Annotated in this window: 16 protein-coding genes; 7 read left to right on the forward strand and 9 right to left on the reverse strand. The window is 74.0% G+C overall.

The genetic code is table 11. From position 1 onward, the window contains the following. Positions 1 to 92 precede the first annotated feature (92 nt). The 3 genes from ACN26Y_RS19465 to ACN26Y_RS19475 all read left to right on the forward strand — a co-directional run bounded on the left by ACN26Y_RS19465 (position 93) and on the right by ACN26Y_RS19475 (position 2,482). Positions 93 to 731 (forward strand): TetR/AcrR family transcriptional regulator, encoded by a 639-nt coding sequence (locus ACN26Y_RS19465; protein WP_196255630.1) that lies wholly within the window; start codon positions 93 to 95, stop codon positions 729 to 731. After that, positions 718 to 1,506, forward strand: a complete 789-nt coding sequence (locus tag ACN26Y_RS19470) for a hypothetical protein (RefSeq protein ID WP_155331658.1) — start codon at positions 718 to 720, stop codon at positions 1,504 to 1,506. The genes ACN26Y_RS19465 and ACN26Y_RS19470 overlap by 14 nt, the downstream gene beginning before the upstream one ends. 202 nt (positions 1,507 to 1,708) lie before the next feature. Then, positions 1,709 to 2,482 (forward strand): peptidylprolyl isomerase, encoded by a 774-nt coding sequence (locus tag ACN26Y_RS19475; RefSeq protein ID WP_422733213.1) that lies wholly within the window; start codon positions 1,709 to 1,711, stop codon positions 2,480 to 2,482. 86 nt (positions 2,483 to 2,568) lie between these two features. Here ACN26Y_RS19475 and ACN26Y_RS19480 read toward each other — a convergent pair whose 3' ends face one another. Then, entirely contained in the window at positions 2,569 to 3,876 is a 1,308-nt protein-coding gene (locus ACN26Y_RS19480; protein ID WP_422733214.1) for an aminotransferase class V-fold PLP-dependent enzyme, read from the reverse strand. A gap of 143 nt (positions 3,877 to 4,019) precedes the next feature. Here ACN26Y_RS19480 and ACN26Y_RS19485 point away from each other — a divergent pair, with 143 nt between their 5' ends. Continuing rightward, positions 4,020 to 4,613, forward strand: coding sequence for a TetR/AcrR family transcriptional regulator (locus ACN26Y_RS19485; protein WP_155331661.1), 594 nt, complete (start codon positions 4,020 to 4,022; stop codon positions 4,611 to 4,613). A gap of 50 nt (positions 4,614 to 4,663) precedes the next feature. On the opposite strand, the gene ACN26Y_RS19490 is transcribed toward ACN26Y_RS19485, so the two are convergent. Next, complete coding sequence (locus ACN26Y_RS19490; protein ID WP_155331662.1) at positions 4,664 to 5,158, reverse strand: Lrp/AsnC family transcriptional regulator; 495 nt, start codon at positions 5,156 to 5,158, stop codon at positions 4,664 to 4,666. A gap of 111 nt (positions 5,159 to 5,269) precedes the next feature. On the opposite strand from ACN26Y_RS19490, the gene ACN26Y_RS19495 reads away from it, so the two are divergent. After that, positions 5,270 to 6,196: an SMP-30/gluconolactonase/LRE family protein gene (locus ACN26Y_RS19495; RefSeq protein ID WP_422733215.1), complete on the forward strand. Its 927-nt coding sequence runs from the start codon at positions 5,270 to 5,272 to the stop codon at positions 6,194 to 6,196. Between the two features lie 66 nt (positions 6,197 to 6,262). On the opposite strand, the gene ACN26Y_RS19500 is transcribed toward ACN26Y_RS19495, so the two are convergent. Both ACN26Y_RS19500 and ACN26Y_RS19505 read right to left on the reverse strand, forming a co-directional pair. Then, entirely contained in the window at positions 6,263 to 7,123 is an 861-nt protein-coding gene (locus ACN26Y_RS19500; protein ID WP_422733216.1) for a diacylglycerol/lipid kinase family protein, read from the reverse strand. Position 7,124: 1 nt separating this feature from the next. Beyond that, positions 7,125 to 8,687, reverse strand: a complete 1,563-nt coding sequence (locus tag ACN26Y_RS19505) for an FAD-binding oxidoreductase (RefSeq protein ID WP_422733217.1) — start codon at positions 8,685 to 8,687, stop codon at positions 7,125 to 7,127. A 46-nt stretch (positions 8,688 to 8,733) separates the two neighbouring features. Here ACN26Y_RS19505 and ACN26Y_RS19510 point away from each other — a divergent pair, with 46 nt between their 5' ends. Both ACN26Y_RS19510 and ACN26Y_RS19515 read left to right on the forward strand, forming a co-directional pair. Further along, the gene (locus ACN26Y_RS19510; protein ID WP_422733218.1) at positions 8,734 to 10,260 is read left to right on the forward strand and encodes a glycerol-3-phosphate dehydrogenase/oxidase; all 1,527 of its coding nucleotides are present in this window, start codon (positions 8,734 to 8,736) and stop codon (positions 10,258 to 10,260) included. Positions 10,261 to 10,419: 159 nt separating this feature from the next. After that, positions 10,420 to 11,391: a peptidoglycan DD-metalloendopeptidase family protein gene (locus ACN26Y_RS19515; protein ID WP_422733219.1), complete on the forward strand. Its 972-nt coding sequence runs from the start codon at positions 10,420 to 10,422 to the stop codon at positions 11,389 to 11,391. A 4-nt stretch (positions 11,392 to 11,395) separates the two neighbouring features. Here ACN26Y_RS19515 and ACN26Y_RS19520 read toward each other — a convergent pair whose 3' ends face one another. The 5 genes from ACN26Y_RS19520 to ACN26Y_RS19540 form a co-directional block, all read right to left on the reverse strand. Continuing rightward, positions 11,396 to 12,208, reverse strand: a complete 813-nt coding sequence (locus ACN26Y_RS19520) for an endonuclease/exonuclease/phosphatase family protein (protein WP_366600426.1) — start codon at positions 12,206 to 12,208, stop codon at positions 11,396 to 11,398. A gap of 97 nt (positions 12,209 to 12,305) precedes the next feature. Beyond that, positions 12,306 to 12,692 carry a DUF2267 domain-containing protein gene (locus ACN26Y_RS19525; RefSeq protein WP_155331667.1) on the reverse strand — a complete coding sequence of 129 codons (387 nt, stop codon included), beginning with the start codon at positions 12,690 to 12,692 and terminating at the stop codon, positions 12,306 to 12,308. Between the two features lie 272 nt (positions 12,693 to 12,964). Further along, positions 12,965 to 14,557 (reverse strand): beta-1,3-glucanase family protein, encoded by a 1,593-nt coding sequence (locus ACN26Y_RS19530; protein WP_422733220.1) that lies wholly within the window; start codon positions 14,555 to 14,557, stop codon positions 12,965 to 12,967. 143 nt (positions 14,558 to 14,700) lie between these two features. Next, entirely contained in the window at positions 14,701 to 15,099 is a 399-nt protein-coding gene (locus ACN26Y_RS19535) for a hypothetical protein (RefSeq protein ID WP_155331669.1), read from the reverse strand. A gap of 214 nt (positions 15,100 to 15,313) precedes the next feature. Further along, positions 15,314 to 16,558, reverse strand: coding sequence for a hypothetical protein (locus tag ACN26Y_RS19540; RefSeq protein ID WP_422733221.1), 1,245 nt, complete (start codon positions 16,556 to 16,558; stop codon positions 15,314 to 15,316). Between the last annotated feature and the right edge of the window lie 93 nt (positions 16,559 to 16,651).

A 16,651-nucleotide genomic window follows, 5' to 3' on the forward strand; every position in this document is an offset into this window, starting at 1 on the left:
CCTTCGCCGAGGGCCCAGGTCAGCCGCGCGCCGTGCCCCTCGTGCCCAGCCGTGGGGTTGTGCGGCGTAACGGAATGACGTGTCATTCCTCCATGGCCCGAACCGTCGACCCCCACCGCCGGCAGTCCATCGTCGACGCCGCCCACTCGGTCTTCGCCCGCAAGGGCTACGCCGCCGCCGGCATCGCCGACGTCGCGGGAGAGCTGGGCATCGGTCACGGCACGGTGTACCGGTACTTCGAGAACAAGCGCGACGTCGCCGCCGCGGTGCTGGACCGGGCGCTCGAGCGGATCGCCGCGGTGGTCACGGCGGAGGACGCGACGGCCACCGGCTCCCTGGCCGAGTACCGGGCGCAGGTGGAGCGGATCGGCCACCGGCTGTACGACCTGTTCGCGGCCGATCGGGCGCTCGGCCGCCTGGTCTTCCACGACCTCGGCGCCGTCGACGACGACCTGCGGGAGCGCCTGCACGCCGCCCACGAGACGTTCGCCGAGTACACCGCGGCGTACCTCCGCAACGGGATTGCCAAGGGGTTCCTGCGCCCCGAGCTGGACGTCGACACGACCGCGCGGGTGATCAACGGAATGATCTTCGAGGGCGCCGCCCAGGTCACGCGGACCGACGATCCGCGGCCCCTGCGCGACCGGTGGATACGCGCCGTGGTCGCGCTGATGTTCGACGGAGTCGCCCGGCACGGTGAGCCCGGAGGGAGTGAGCATGGTCCAGGTTGACGTCTTCTGGTCCTACGCGATCGGCGCGGGTTTCGGCGCGGCGGCCGCCCGGGCGGCCGCCGCCGAACCGGTCCGCCCCCTGTTGTCCGACCGTCGGTTCACCACGACGGTGCTGTTCCTGGCGTGTCTCTTCGCCCCCAGCGGGTTGTGGCTGCTGTGGCAGTTCACCGGCTGGGAGACCATGCACGCGGCGGTCGCGCCCGCCGACCTGCCGGCCTGGTTGGTCGCCGCCTTCGCGGTCACCAACGTGACCCAGGGCATCGTCGGGTACGCCGTGGCCCGGCACCTGTGGCGCCGCGGGCACCGGTATCTCTCCTGGCTGCAGATGCCGTTGGGCTACTTCGCGATGTTCTTCGTGTTGGCGTACGGCTGGGACGGCACCGGGTACCGCCGGTTCTTCGCCCCCACCACCGCGGCCTGGCAGGCGGGCTCGGTCGACCCGCTCGCGTTCCTCACCAGCCCGGTGGCCCTCACGCTGTACGGCATGGGGGCGGTCCTGCTCCCGACGATGCTGTGGCTCCAGGCGGGTTGGTGGGCCGGCGACGGGCTCGGCCGGGTGCGGGCGGTGGGCCTGCTGCTGGCCGTGGCCGTCAGCCTCGGGCTCGGCACGGCGGCCGTCGTCAGCATCGCGCTGCACACCCTCGGGGTGCTGCCGGGACTGCTCGCGTGCGCCGTGCTCGTGCCGGGCGCCTTCCATCCGCGGGGGCTCGCCGGGCTACTGGCCCGTCCCTTCCCGCTCGGGACGCGGCGGGCTCCGGCGCCGACCGCGGCCTGAAAGCGCTCCCGCTCACCGATCGCTGTCGGGGATCGACACAGCCACGCGTCGGCGCCCGACGGAGCCCGCGCGAACCGCCGGCCGCGGAACGGGTCCGCCGCTACACCGTGGTCCGGAAACCTGCCGCCGCATCGATCGACATCGCGGCGCCGGATCCATAGACTCCGATCTTTCTGGTGCCACGAGTCCAGGGAGGATCCACGTGCCGAGCGAAACCCGAGCGCACGCCGCTCCGCCGCTGCTGTCCCGCCTCGCCGGCGTCGCGGTGGTGTCCGCCGCGCTGGTCGCCGCGGGCGGCACCGCCGCCATCGCCGCGCCACCCACCGCGACGATGCCCAGCGCGACGACGCCCACGAAGGGGCCGTGCGCGTACACGCCGACGCCGGAGGAGCCGGCGGCCCGGCCGGTGCCGCTGCCACCCGACCCGCGGCGCACGCCCGACCACGGCACCGTCCGGGTCACCCTGCGGACCAACCAGGGCCCGATCGGGCTGACCCTCGACCGGGAGCAGGCGCCGTGCACCGTGCAGAGCTTCCTGCACCTGGTCCGGCACCGGTTCTACGACCGGACCACCTGCCACCGGCTCACCGCGTACCCGACCCTCAAGGTGCTGCAGTGCGGCGACCCGTCCGGCACCGGCTCCGGCGGCCCCGGCTACCGGTACGCCGATGAGCTGCCGACCGACCTGCCGCCGGCGCCGACCGACCCGACCGGGGTCCGCCGGCTCTACGTCCGGGGCACCCTCGCGATGGCGAACGCCGGCCCGGACACCAACGGCAGCCAGTTCTTCCTGGTGCAGTCCGACTCGGCGCTGCGCCCCAACTACACCGTCTTCGGCACGGTCGACGAGGCCGGACTGGCCACCCTGGACCGGATCGCGGCCGGCGGGATCGCCGCCACCCCGGAGGACCCGGCGCCGGTCGACGGCGCGCCGGCCGTGCCGGTGGAGATCTGCCGCGCCAAGCGGGGCCGCTGACGATCCGCCCGGCGGGGCGGTCCGGTGCCCCGCCGGGCGTCACGGCGCCGCTGGTGGTGCACCCTCGACGCCGGCGGGGTGTCCCCTCACATCAGCCCGCGAACCGCCGCCAGCGCCGCGTCGACGTCCGCCTCGCTGTTGGCGATGGTCGCGCCGAACCGCACGTACGACGGGTTGTACGGCGTGCTGCTGGCGATCACGCCGGCGGCGTACAGCCGACCGACCACCTCGCCCACCGGCAGGTCGGCGACGGCGCAGCAGACGATGCCCGCGGACAGGTCGGCGGAGCGTGGCGTGACCAGCCGCACGCCGCGGATGCCCGCCAGGCCGCCCTTGAGCCGGTCGGCCAGTTCGCGGGTCCGCGCGGCGACCCGCTCCGGGCCGATCCGGCGGTGCAGGTCGAACGCCTCGGCCAGCGCCCACCGGTGCTCGAAGGTGTGGTAGCCCCCGGGCGTGTGCGCCGGGCCGCCCGGTATCGCCGGTGCACCCGCGCCGGCGGACAGCCAGTGGCCGATGCTGCGTCCGTCGAAAGGAGGGATCACCGCTGTCATCCGGGCCCACGCCCGGTCGCTGCCCCAGACCAGGCCGGTGCCGCGCGGCCCGAGCAGCCACTTGTGACAGCCGGAGACGAGCACGTCGCAGCCGAGCTGATCGGGGGTGGCGGCCTCGGCGCCGAAGCCGTGCACCCCGTCCACACAGACCAGTGCCTCGGGGCTGCGGGCGCGGACGGCCTCGGCGAGCTGCCGGATCGGCAGCTTCACGCCGGTGCTGGAGTGCACCCAGGTCAGCGCGACGACCCGGGTGCGCGGGGTGACCGCCGCCGCGAGGTTGCCGACCACCTCGTCGACGCTGGTCGCCGCCGGGTCCCGGTAGAGGCGCACCCGGCGGACGGTGACGCCGTCGCGCTGGGCCCGCAGCCGCAGCGACTCGTGCGTGGCGTAGAAGTCGTGCTCGGTGGTCAGGACCTCTTCACCGGGCCGCAGCCGTACGGCGGTGTAGACCAGGCCGAGACCCATCGTGGTCGAGTCGGTCAGGGCGATCTGGTCGGGGCGTGTCCCGAGGTGCCCGGCGGCCGCCGCCAGGGCGGCGGTGTCGAGCCGTTCCTCGTTGGCCGCCAGGTAACCCGTCGCGTCCCGGTCCAGCCCGTCGCGGTGCGCGGCGACGGCGGCGCGGACCGGCGCGGGATGGGGCGCGAAGACGAAGGTGGCCAGGTGCGCGCTGGCCCGTTCGATCGCGAACTGCGCCTGAACGCTGACCCAGCTCGCCGGATCGAGTGCCGGTGGGGCGGCGGCCGGTGGGGCGGCGGACTCCCGCCCGGCCGGCTCGCAGCCGGCCGCCAGGCCGGTCATTCCGGCCGCGGTCACGCCGAGAAGCCCCCGTCGGGTGAACTGCATACGACCCATCGTCCGCCGTCGACGTCACGGGTACATCACCGAGGCGTCGCGAGCGGAGCGCTGATCCGGCAGGGCGCGGCGCGTCCCGGGGAGCCGCGCCCCGCCGGTGCCCGGCGCGGGTGGGCGCGTGGTAGACATTCCGCGTGGTGGAGGTGAGCCAGTCCGGGGAGCGCGGCATCGACGACGGGGTCCTGGACGCCGCCCGGGACTGCGTCCTCGCCTACGGCGTCCGTCGCACGACGTTGACGGACGTGGCGCGACGTGCCGGGGTCTCGCGGATGACCGTCTACCGGCGCTGGCCGGACGTGCAGTCGCTCATCGGCGACCTGATGAGCCGCGAGTGGCACCAGGTGCTGATGGCCACCGCGGCCGACGAGGGTGAGGGGCCGGCCCGGGCGCGCGTGGTGGCACGGGTGGTGGCGGGTGCGCGACTGCTGCGGGAGCACCCGCTGCTCTGCAAGATCCGGGACGTCGATCCCGAGGTGCTGCTCCCGTACCTTCTCGACCGGCGCGGCAACGGCCAGGACGAGATGCTGCGGTTCCTGGCGGCGGCCCTGGCCGACGGTCGCACGGACGGCTCGATCCGGTCCGGCGACGCCGGTGTCATGGCCCGTGCGGTCTTCCTGACGACGCAGTCCTTCGTGCTCTCCGTCCGCACGGTCGCCGACACCGTGCCGGCCACCGAGTTCGACCAGGAACTGGCCCGGCTGGTCGACGGCTACCTGCGACCGGACTAGCTAGGACTGGCGCCGGGGTCCGTGGTGGGTGCGCGGCCGCGTCGCGGATCCTACGTGTTCGCGGGCCGCGATGGCTGACCGGCGGTCGGGCCGGCGTCCAGATCGGTGACGTTCATTGGTCGTTCGAAGAACGTCTCGAGCGCGACGATGGTCTGGGTGCCGGTGACACCCTCGACGTCGAAGAGGCGGCGCAGCACCGCCTGGAGCTCCTCCGGGGTCGAGGTGCGGATCTTCACCAACAGCGACGCGGACCCGGCGATGATGTGGGCCTCCTGGATCTGGGGGATGGCCGCGAGAGCGTCCCGGGTCGGTGGGTCGCCCATCCAGGCGTTGGCCTGGAGCATGACGAACGCCAGCACGCCACGGCCGACGGCGGCTGGATCGACGTCGACAGTGGTACGTCGGATGACCCCACGTTCGCGCAGCTTGCGTACCCGCTCGTGGGTTGACCCCGCCGACAGCCCGACCACCTTGCCGAGGGCCGCGTACGCCTGCGTGGCGTCGGCCTGCAACTCCGCGAGCAGTGCCCGGTCTACCTCGTCCACTGCGCCCCACTCCCTTAGAACGTGAACCGGCCAACTCGCGTGTTGACCATATCAGGTTCGGCGATGTTAGCGTTCTGCCGAACAGTACTCCGCTCAGGTGAGGAGCCTCAGGTGGCCGAGACCATTCCCGCCCAGTTCCAGGTGCTCGACGAACGCTTCCAGTACGTCAACGGCGACTTCGTCGTCGAACGCCTCCACACCGGCTCGCGCAAGACCGAGGGCCCGGCGTACTGCCCGGCCGGGCGCTACCTGGTGTGGAGCGACATCCCCAACGACCGGCTGCTGCGCTGGGACGAGACCACCGGCGCCGTCGGCGTCTTCCGCCACTGCTCCGGTTACGCCAACGGCAACACCGTCGACCGGCAAGGCCGGCTGATCACCTGCGAGCAGGGCAACCGACGGGTCACCCGCACCGAGCACGACGGCACGATCACCGTCCTGGCTGACCGGTACCAGGGCAAGCGGCTCAACAGCCCCAACGACGTGGTCGTCCGCGCGGACGGCACGGTCTGGTTCACCGACCCGACCTACGGCATCTTCAGCGACTACGAGGGCAACCAGGGCGACAGCGAGTTCGGCGGCGCCTGCCACGTGTTCCGCCTCGACCCGGCAACCGGCGAGCTGCGGGTGGTCGCCGACGACTTCTGCCGACCGAACGGCCTGGCCTTCTCCCCCGACGAGCAGCGACTCTTCATCGCGGACACCCGGCAGGAACCCAGCCACATCCGCGTCTTCGACGTCACCGCCGACGGCACCCTGTCCGGTGGGAAGGTCTTCGCCGAGTGCGACAACGGACGCTTCGACGGGCTCCGGTTGGACGACGCCGGACGGGTCTGGGCTGCCGCCTGGGACGGCGTGCACTGCTTCGACCCCGATGGCACCCTCATCGGCAAGCTGTTGCTGCCGGAATCCGTCGCCAACCTCACGTTCGGCGGACCCAAGCGCAACCACCTGTTCGTCACCGCGGGGACCAGCGTGTACACGCTGCGGGTCACCGTCAACGGTGCCCGCTATCCCCAGCACAGTGGAATCGGGTGACCGTGAACGACGTCGCGGCCGCCGAACGTACGACGCGGTGCGGCTCGCGCCGGCGTGCACGGGCAGCTAGGCGATGATCCGAAGGGCCCGCGGACGGACCTCGACGTGCAACCGGTCCACCCGGCCGACGGGGTCGCCGTCGCCGTACACGGCCACCGGGCGGTCGGCGTGGACCGTGACCGACCTGCCGCGGTAGGTGGTGACCTGCGGGAGCCCGACGTGCCGGCCGGTGCGCATCCGCCGGAGCGCCACCGGGAACAGCAGCTTGGTGGCGTGTCCGATCACGACCACGTCCAGCGCTCCGTCGTCGGGCCGCGCCGCGGGGGCGACGTGCAGTCCGCCGCCGTAGTAGCCGCAGTTGGCGGCGACCACCGTGTACGCGTACACCTCCTCGGTGCGGCCGTCGACGGTGATCGTGTACCGGGTGCGCGGCCAGCGCAGCAGCGCGCGCAGCCCGGTGGTGGGGTACACCAGCGAGGCGGGTAGTCGGGACCGGTTGGCCAGTTCGTTGGCCGCCGCGTCGAGGCCGGCGTAGACGCTGCCGACGATCGTCTGCCCGGCGACGCGGAGCACGTCGAGGTGCCGGGTCGGGCCGTGCAGCAGCAGGTCGGCGACCGCGTCGGGGGAGTGCGGCAACGCCAGCTGGCGGGCGAGGTCGTTGCCGCGCCCGGCCGGGACGACGCCGAGCAGGCCGCCGGCGTCGGCGACCGCGCCGGCGAGCAGGCGGATCGTGCCGTCGCCCCCGGCGGCGACGACGACCTCACCACCCTGCACCGCCGTGGCGGCGTGTCGCCGGGCCTCCGTGGCGGTCTGCGTGTACTCGACCCGGATCCGGGCGCCGGCGGCGCGGAGCCGGTGGGCCACCGGCATCAGGCGGGACAGTCCTCGGCGCGCGGCCGGCCCGAGGATCACGGCGAAGGCGCGCACCTCACGGCACCAGGATGCCGGGGTTGAGGATGCCGGCCGGGTCCAGGTGCCCCTTGACCGCCCGGAGCAGGTCCACCGCGACGTCGCCGATCTCGGCGGCGTACCAGGGTCGGTGGTCCGCGCCGACGCCGTGGTGGTGGGTGATCGTGGCGCCGGCGGCGGCGATCGCGTCACTGGCCGCCGCCTTCGCGGTGTGCCAGCGGCCGATCGGGTCGGGGCCGGGGGAGCAGATCACGGTGAAGTAGAGCGACGCGCCGGTCTCGTAGACGTGGGAGATGTGGGCCAGCACCAGGGCCCCGTCCGGCAGCGCGTCGAGGATGGCCTGCCGGACCCGGTCGTGCACCGCCGGCACCGCCGACCAGTACGCGGCGGTCTCCAGGGTCTCCGCGAACGCCCCCGCGTCCAGCAGTGCGTCCCGCAGGTACGGGGCGTCGAAGCGGTGCCGTTTCCACTGCCGCCCCGCCTCCGGGCCCAGCGGCGTGCCCCCGTGTGCGGCCAGGACACCGGCGGCCGCCTCGACGGTGGGCTGGACGTCCTCGCCCTCGTACCCGGCGACCAGCAGGCAGCCCCCCTCCGAGCGGCCGGAGCCGGTGGCCCCGATCATCGTCTCGACCTCGTCGGACAGCCGCAGCACCGTGGGCCGCGGCCCGTCCTGCGCCAGCCGCCGCACGGCGTGCAGGCCGGCGGCGAACGACTCGAACCGCCAGCCCTCGTAGTGCGACCGCGCCGGCAGGGGGCGCACCCGCAGCGTCACGTCGGTGATGATGCCGAGCGTCCCCTCGCTGCCCAGGAAGAGCTGCCGCAGGTCGGGACCGGCGGCCGAGGCGGGCGCGCGGCCCACCCGGACGGTGCCGCGGGGGGTGGCGACGGTCAGCGCCGTCACCATGTCGTCGAAGCGGCCGTAGCCGGCCGACGCCTGCCCGGACGACCGGGTGGCGGCGAAGCCGCCGATGGTGGCGTACTCGTAGGACTGCGGGACGTGGCCGAGGGTGAACCCGTGCTCGGCGAGGAGGTCCGCGGCGCGCGGGGCGCGCACCCCGGCCTGCAGGACCGCCGTCCGCGACACCGGGTCGACGGCGACCAGCGCGTCCAGCCGGCCCAGGTCGACGGTCACGTGCCGGGGCGCGGTGGGCGTCAACCCGCCCACGACCGAGGTGCCGCCGCCGAAGGGCACCACCGCCACCTGGTGCCGGGAACAGACGTCGAGAAGGGACACCACCTCGGCGTGGTCGGCCGGCCGGACCACGGCCTGCGGGGCCGGTCGCACCTGGCCGCGCCGGTCCCGCAGCAGGTCGGGCGTCGACATGCCGGACGCGTGCCGTGCCCGCGCCTCGGCGGCGGTGAGGACGTGCCCGTCGCCGACCACCTGCCGCAGGGCGTCGAGGACCGCGGCGTCCAGTTCGCACTCCGGCACCGCCGCCGCCAGCGGCACCGGCGGCGGCGGAGGCGTCAGGTCGAGCACCTGCGCCAGCAGCTTCGCGGCGGAGTCCGGCAGCACCTTCGCGTTCGTCGCCGTGCCCCATCGGGCCCAGCCGGCGGACGACGCTTCCCCTCGCACATCCATGTGTGACAGAGTGACATCAAACGTCACTCAATCGCAAGGAGGGGTCGTGGACGCATCGCTGACCGGCGTACGCCGTGAGCGGGAGCTGGCGGAGCTGGCCGGCGGCACCCCGGTCGACGTCCTCGTCGTCGGGCTCGGCGTCACCGGCGCCGGGGTGGCGCTCGACGCGGCGAGCCGCGGCCTGTCCGTGGTGGCCGTCGACGCCGAGGACCTGGCCCACGGCACGTCCCGCTGGAGCTCCAAGCTCGTCCACGGCGGCCTGCGCTACCTCGCCCACGGCCAGGTCGGCGTCGCGTACGAGAGCGCCACCGAGCGGCACGTCCTGCTGACCCGCACCGCCCCGCACCTGACCCGGCCGCTGCCGATGCTGCTGCCGGCCACCCGGTACACCACCGGGTGGCAGGATCGCGCGGCGGCGGCCGGCCTGCGTGCCGGCGACCTGCTCCGCGCCTGTGCCGGCACCTCCCGCCGGACCCTGCCCCGGGCCCGCCGGCTCGGGCCGGCCGAGGCGACCGCGATGGCGCCCGCGCTGCGTCCGGCCGGGCTCCGCGGGGCGCACCTGTCCTGGGACGGTCAGCTCTGCGACGACGCCCGGCTCGTGGTCGGCCTGGCCCGCGCGGCCGCCGCGCGATCCGCCCGGGTGCTGTCCCGCTGCCGGGCCGTCGAGCTGCACCGCGACGGCGCCACCATCGAGGACACCCGCACCGGTTCCCGCCTGCACGTGGCCGCGCGCGCCGTGGTCAACGCGACCGGTGTGTGGGCGAGCGACCTGACCCCGCACGTCCGCCTGCGCCCGTCCCGGGGCGCCCACATCGTCCTGTCCGCCGCCCGGCTGGGCGGGCTCTGGGCCGGGCTGACCATCCCGGTGCCCGGCGAGTTCACCCGCTACGTCTTCGCCCTGCCCCAGACCGACGGTCTGGTCTACGCCGGGCTGACGGACGAACCGGTGGACGGGCCCGTCCCCGACGTGCCGCAACCCACCGACGCCGACATCGCCTTCCTGCTCGACGTGCTCAACAGCGTCCTCGACCAGCCCCTGCGACCCGACGACGTCCTCGGTGCGTACGCCGGGGTGCGGCCGCTGCTCGCCGATGCCGACGCCCGGACCGCCGACCTGTCCCGGCGGCACGCCGTCATCGACGACCCGGACGGGATCATCAGCGTCGTCGGCGGGAAGCTCACCACCTACCGCCGGATGGCGCAGGACGCGGTGGACACCGCCGTCCGCCGCCGGGGCCTGACCGCCGGCTCCTGCCGGACCCGCCGCCTCCCATTGCCCGGCGCCGCCAGCCGGGCCCAGCTGGCCCGGGTTCCCGCGCCGCGCCGGCTCGTCCAGCGGTACGGCACCGAAGCGGTCGGCGTGCTGGCCGAGGCGCCGGCCCACCTCCGCCGGCCGATCGGTCCCGACATCCCGGTCACCGGCGCCGAACTGCTCTGGGCGGCCCGGCACGAGCTCGCCCTCACCGTCGACGACCTGCTCGACCGGCGCACCCGCATCGGACTCGTCCCGGCACACCGGGAGGCGGCGCTGCCCGTGGCGCGGGACGTCCTCGCCCTCGCCGCCGAGCGCTGACCCGGCGTCGGAGCGCGGCGAAAACCTTCGCGACGCTGAGGCGCGCGGGCAACTATCGACATCGACGTGTGTCGAGATGTATCGTGCCTGCACCTGATGGTCGCCAGAGCGGTCCGGCGCCCGCCGTACCCTGCGTCCTCGACCTCGCGGAGGATCGTCATGAGACTCACCGCAACCCTGCGTTCCCTGGTCACGGCGCTCGCCGCGGTCCCGCTCGTCCTGCTCGCCCCGGCCGGGTCCGCGTCCGCCGCGACGGTCACCGTGGACAACGCGACCGCCGGCCGCTTCACCGCCAGCGCCAACTGGGGTACGTCCTCCTGGTCGAGCCAGAGGTACGGGGCGGACTATCGGTTCGCCACCCCGTACACCGGAGCGAGCGACGTCGCCTGGTTCCGTGCGGCCGTCGCCGCGACCGGCCCGCACCTGGTCGAGGTGTGGTACCCGGCGGACCCCGGATACAACAACGCCACCCCGTTCGTCGTGGCGACGAGCAGCGGCAACCAGAGCGTGACCGTCGACCAGCGGGCCAGCGGTGGACGCTGGGTCGCCCTCGGCACCTTCACCCTGGCCGCCGGCGACCGCGACGTGGTCGGGGTCAGCCGCTGGACCGGCGGCACCGGCTACGTCGTCGCGGACGCCGTCCGCGTCACCTCCACCACCGGCAGCCCCGCGTTCTCCCTGCCCGTGCCGAAGAGCGCACTGCCGCGCAGCGAGTACGACGACCCGCACCACGACTACCCGGCGATCGACCTGCCGGTCGGCACCGGGACACCCGCCTACGCCGTACGGGCCGGAACCGTGACCATCATCGACGACAGCTCCTGCGGCCGGGGCGTCAACCTCACCGGCGTCGACGGGGCGGTCTACACCTACTGCCACTTCTCGTCCTGGTCGGTCGGCAGCGGCGCGTCCGTCTCACCCGGACAGCAGATCGGCCTGACCGGCAACACCGGCAACTCCACCGGACCGCACCTGCACTTCGGCATCCGCACCGGCAGCACCCGGCGGTGCCCGCAGGCCTTCCTTCTCGCGATCTACGACGGCGTCACCCCGCCGGCCGCGACCAGCCTGCCCACGACCGGTTGCTACTACGCGACGCGCGGTGTCACCCCGCAGCCACCGCTGGGCTGACCTGTCAGTGGGCCCGGCTCCGCCCACGACCGACCGTGAGGGTGACCAGGAAGCTCGGATGGTCGGTGGTCCCGCCCATGCCGACCGACCGACTGGAGTGGACGGCCAGACCGCCGGTCGCCATGAGCTGCTGCACCGCGCCGTCGTGGCTGTGCAGGTAGTCCGACGGGACGCAGGACCGTACGTCGGGCGAGCCGCCGTGCCGCAGGTTGAGGTCGCCGGACACGACGGCGGGCTGGCGGGGGTCGCGGAGGCGCACGAGCGGGATGGCCGTGCCGAGCAGGTAGGCGCACTGGGCGAGCGCCAGGACCGGGCTGGTGTACGCCAGGTGGGTGGTGCAGGCGGAGAGGGCGCTGGTGGCGTCGACGCAGAGCCAGGCCCGCTCCTCGGGGTCCGCCGCGTCCTGCATGGGGTAGATCCCGCTGTGCACGGTGTGGCCACGGTACGGCGCCGGGATGTGCGCCAGCAGCCCGACGCCGTACTCCTCGCCGTTCAGGCACCGGTACGGGCCACCGGTCCGGCGGTTGCGGGCGGCCCGGAAGGCCGCGACGACGGTACCGCCGGCGTGGACGCCCGCCATCGTCCGCTCGAGCGCGGCCACGTCGTCCGCACAGACCTCGTTGAGAGCGACCAGACCGGGCTTCTCGACCCGGATCACGCGGCTGGCCTCGGCCACCGACCGGCCCGTGTAGCAGCCGGCCATGCCGCTGTTGCACAGGTTCATCTGGAGCACCCGCACCGAGGTGGCGCCGGCCGGGCCGGCGACCGACGATCCGGCGGGCAGCGCCGCCACCGAGACCAGGCACACGCCGGCCATGACTCGCCGGAGAATGCGGTACGAACGACCAGCCATGCACCCGCCCCGAATCCGGCTGGGGCAAGTGTATCGGCACGTGCCGCTGCGCCGGTGATGGTCAGCCGCGCGGCGCGGGGACACCGAAGAGGTCGATGATGCCGCCGGGAAGCTGGGCGAGCAGGCTGGCGCGTTCGTCGTCGTCGAGCGCCTCGGCGACGGTGACCAGGACGGCCTGGGCGTGCTGGCGTACCAGGTCGGCGTCCGCGCACTGCTCCCGTCGGCCGACGATCCGCAGGAACTCGCCGACGTCCCACCGTCGTCCCTGCGGGTTGCGGGTGACGAACTGGTCGAGTCGGTCGGGTAGCTGGGCCGCGAGGTGGTCGGCCTCGCGGCCGGCGAGCCGCTCGCCGAGCGTCGACAGGACGGCCCGCACGGACCGCTCGGCCTCCTCGTCGCTCAGCCCGGCGCGACGTCGTACGGTGGCGATCAACTGCTCGTACTCCATGACCCGCTCCTTCCCGCGGTCCCGGGTGGGATCCCTGCGCCCGCCCCGGCGGCGGCGTCCTGACCGCGGCGGCGGGGTGGCACCGATTACCCGGTACCGGAGCGGGAAAGCCCATCGGGGCCGGATAGTTGCGGCGTCCGTGGCCGGCCCCCGTCCGTGCCGCGGACGGGGGCGGGCGCGGGCGTCAGCCGGCACGCGCCGCACCTGGTTGGCGCCGCGACCCGGTGGTGTCCCTGGGAGAGCTCCCACTCGTTCTGCCTGCCCGTGCGGGCTCAACCCTTGCGCCACTTCTGGTTGGCGGTGCCGGCGCAGTCCCAGAGCTGGAGTCGGGCGCCGTCGGCGCCGTTCCAGTCCTTGATGTCGACGCACCGGTTGGCGCGCAGGTTGACCAGGTCGCCGCCGGCGGTCAGCGTGAACTGCTGCGCGCCGGTGCCGTTGCAGGTGTAGAGCTGGATGACCGCGCCGTTGCCGGTCGCGCCGCCGTCGACGTCCATGCATTTGTTGTTCCGGCTCTGCACGGCGCTGCCGGTGAACGTCCACTTCTGCGCGTCGGTGCCGTTGCAGCCCCATGTCTGCAGCGGCACCCGGTCGCTGAAGTTGGAGCTGGGCACGTCGATGCACTTGTTGTTCCAGTTGCTCACCAGCGGGACCCCGCTGCCGGGGCCGCCCGGCCCGCCCGCGCCGAACGGGCTGAGGATCAGGCCGGCGGAGCGGGGGTCGCCGTCGTGGACCAGCGACTCGAACGCGCCCACGTCGTCGAAGGCGAAGGCGTACGCCTTGCCGTCGACCATGTTGGCGTGGATGACGCGGGCGTAGTGGTTGGTCGGGTTGTTGCGGTAGAACTCGGCCGGGTTGGTGCTGGGCTGCGTGTCGATGGTGCCGAGGGTGCCCCGGTTCAGCGCGGCGCACAGCGTACGGGAGATGGGGCCGACCACCTGGTCGTTCGGCGCGGGCAGGTCGCCGTCGCAGCCCCACACGCTGGCCGACGAGGGCCGGTTGAAGGCGGCGACCACCTGGCCGGAGCCGTTGGTGAAGGTCATGACGGTGCCGGAGGTCCGCCCGAAGTAGCGGATGTGCGGCTGGTTCGCGAACGGCACGACGGTCAGCGTCCTGGTGGTGTACGCGTTCCAGGCCGACGCGATGTACGGGTCCAGGTAGGTGGTGCTGAACAGGCCGGCTCCGGCCGCCTTACCGGGAGCCAGCACGCGCAGCACCGCTCCGTCGGAGCGGGTGTGAATGGTGTTCGCCCAGCCCGGCTGGGACCGGATGCCGTCGATGATGGCGGTGCGGCCGTTGGCCACCACGTCGCCGGTGCGCCTGGTGACGCCGTCGGCACCGGTGACGGTGACCGCGTGGGGCACGGCGAACATGTCCACCTGCGAGCTGTTGAGCCACAGCCCGGCGTCGTTGTAGGTGAACTCGCTCCAGTCGAAGAGAATGTCGCGGTTGGCGTCCCCGGGCGCCCACGGCGCGGGCTGCACGAGACCGTCGGGGGTCAGGAAGAACCTGAGCTTCTCGCCGAAGGAGAAGTAGACGCGGCCGGAGAAGCCGCGCGGAAAGCGGATGGTGGTGGTGCCCCCGGTGCCGGGTCCCGGGATCGAGGCGTCCGGCGCCGGCGCCGGCGGAACCTGCCCGCCGGACCAGGGGGCGAAGGTGCCGGCCTGGTTGACGTAGCCCAGGCGTCCGGTGGCGAGCTGGGTGCCGATCACGTAGAGGTGGACGGCCTCGCCGCGGCCGGTGCTGTTGGTGACGGTGACCGGCAGCAGCGCGGGGCCGACCGCCAGGGCGGGGGACGCGGCGGCGGTCACCGGAACGGCGGCGACCAGAGCGGAGAGTGCGGCCAGGAGTCTTCTTCGGATGCCCACGGCAACTCCTCGGGGTGGCGGAACGGGCTGAGAGAGCGCTCTCCCAGCGTCCAGCCGTTAACAACATGTGTCAATAGATTGACAATGATGTATCGCGCCGAGGTCGTTCCCGGTGGACTCCCCGTCCCGAACGGGGCCGCGGGTCAGGTGCCCGTCACCGGGCCGGGTGCCGCGGGCGGAGCCGGCCGAACGCGGCTGGTGACGCCGTTGTCCGACGTCGCCGGTGCGGCGGCGACGCCCAACGCCTGCCCGATCGCGATGGCGATCAGCAGCCACTCGTTGGCGTCCACGCCGCCCAGGATCACCGTGGCGAGAACCTGAAGGCCGGCCAGCAGCGCGGCGACGGCCGTCTTCGTCCACCGGTACTGCGGCGCCAGCGGTACGACGTACACGCCGACCGCGCTGGCGGCGGCGATCGCGATCGCGATCCACTCGTCCGGGTCGACGACGCCGTCGCCGGAGGATGTCGCGTACAGGGCGGTGAGGGCCGCGAACGCGATCGCGGCGATTGCCTTGCCGTATCTGCCGAAGAACGCTTCCACGCCGCACCTCCACCGGGCGTCGAACCTGTCCGCCGACCGACGCTGGGCGACACCTCGACTATAGCCACGCGGATGGTGCGAAAGACCAGCTCAGCGGTCATCTGACCGGGGCTCCGGACGGTGTGGACGGCGAACTGTCGCTGATCCGACTCCGCGGCCCCGGCGTCGTGGGTTCCGGTGCCCGCCGCTGCGAAGGAAGAGGAACGCCGGTCGGTCAGGCCGGCGCCTGCGGGCAGAGGAGCGGGTCCACCAACGGAAGTGCGATCGGGCCCAGGCACACGGTGATCAACTGGGGAGCGTCCGGCTGTGGAGCGGTGGTCGGCGACGGTGCCGTACCCGGCGGGGGTGCCGTGGTCGGTGCCGGGGCGGTGGGAGCCGGACCGGTGGTCGGGCGGACGGTGGGAGCCGGCCCCGGCCCGTGGCTCCCGGTCGTCGGATGTGCGGCGGTCTGCGGAGCCCTCGGCGTCCCCGACGCGGCGGGCGCGGATCCCCGTCCGGAGTGGACGACCGGCGTCGCGGCGGGAGCGGTGCTCGGCGACGGGCCGGTCGTCGGGGTCACCGGATCGGCGGGGCGGGACGGTTCGGCGGCGGCGGGCGGCTCACCGAGGGACGGTTCGGCGGCGGGCGGTCCGGCGGCGCCGGCCTCCGCACGGTACGGCTCGCCGGTCGGCGCGGAGCCGAAGGCGCCGGCGCCCAACGCGACGACGGTCACCGCCATGGCGAGCACGTTGCCCGCCCGGCGGTCCGGCCGCAGGGCGGTCAGCGGCGCGTCCGCCGGTCGCGCGGGCGGTGGTGCCGTCGGCCGGGCCGCCTCGTGGGCGGCGAGGAGGTCGTCGACCTCGGCGGCGACCGCGCTGCGCCGCCCGGTGGCGCCGGCGAACGCGAGGGTGAGATAGAAGCGGGCGTTCAGCACCGACACCGGCGGAGCCAGGAGACCGGCGAGGCGACGGCCGTCGACCGTGTGCAGCAGGGACAGCGGGGCGTCAGGGTGGTGCGCGAGCCCGGAGACGGCGGTGAACCGCCACTCGCGGTCGCCGTGCCGGCCCGAGAACGTCACCCGTCGATCGGTCACCACGACCGCGCCGGCGTCGAGGACCCGCAGGCCACGTGGGGTCCTCCGCCCGAACGCCCCGGGGCGGACGCCGGTCGTCAGCCCGGGGACCGGGAGGCCGGGGGAGTGCCGTGCCGAGACCTCGACCAGCTGCGCCGCCGGCACGACCCGGTGGACGACCTCGCCGTCCTCGAACTCCACCGGCAGGCCGGCGGCCGGGGGTCGGCAGCCGTGGAAGTCGGCCGCCTCGGCCCGCAGCCGTACCAGGTGGTCGTGATGTCGTTGCCAGGCCGAGGTCGCTTCGTCGTACGCCTGCCGCCGCCGGTCGTCCTCCAGGCGCGCCCAGGTGGTCCGCCATCGGGCGGCCTCCGCCGGTCGCCGGTCTTCGATGACCGTTGATGTCGTCACACGTGATACAACCCGTCACGCTCCAGGAAGGACACGTCACACGGCGTTAATTCCGAAAGGTCCGGATGCCAGGTCCCGGGTGGACGGGCGGAA

It is taken from the genome of Micromonospora sp. WMMD558 (assembly GCF_049315255.1).
Classification (GTDB): domain Bacteria; phylum Actinomycetota; class Actinomycetes; order Mycobacteriales; family Micromonosporaceae; genus Micromonospora.

What these genes read in the sequence shown, in the direction of transcription:
- ACN26Y_RS19505 (WP_422733217.1), bottom strand. Translation starts at nt 8,687, where the DNA reads ATGGATGTGCGAGGGGAAGCGTCGTCCGCCGGCTGGGCCCGATGGGGC.
- ACN26Y_RS19525 (WP_155331667.1), bottom strand. Translation starts at nt 12,692, where the DNA reads ATGGAGTACGAGCAGTTGATCGCCACCGTACGACGTCGCGCCGGGCTG.
- ACN26Y_RS19515 (WP_422733219.1), top strand. Translation starts at nt 10,420, where the DNA reads ATGAGACTCACCGCAACCCTGCGTTCCCTGGTCACGGCGCTCGCCGCG.
- ACN26Y_RS19465 (WP_196255630.1), top strand. Translation starts at nt 93, where the DNA reads ATGGCCCGAACCGTCGACCCCCACCGCCGGCAGTCCATCGTCGACGCC.
- ACN26Y_RS19480 (WP_422733214.1), bottom strand. Translation starts at nt 3,876, where the DNA reads ATGCAGTTCACCCGACGGGGGCTTCTCGGCGTGACCGCGGCCGGAATG.
- ACN26Y_RS19470 (WP_155331658.1), top strand. Translation starts at nt 718, where the DNA reads ATGGTCCAGGTTGACGTCTTCTGGTCCTACGCGATCGGCGCGGGTTTC.
- ACN26Y_RS19520 (WP_366600426.1), bottom strand. Translation starts at nt 12,208, where the DNA reads ATGGCCGGCGTGTGCCTGGTCTCGGTGGCGGCGCTGCCCGCCGGATCG.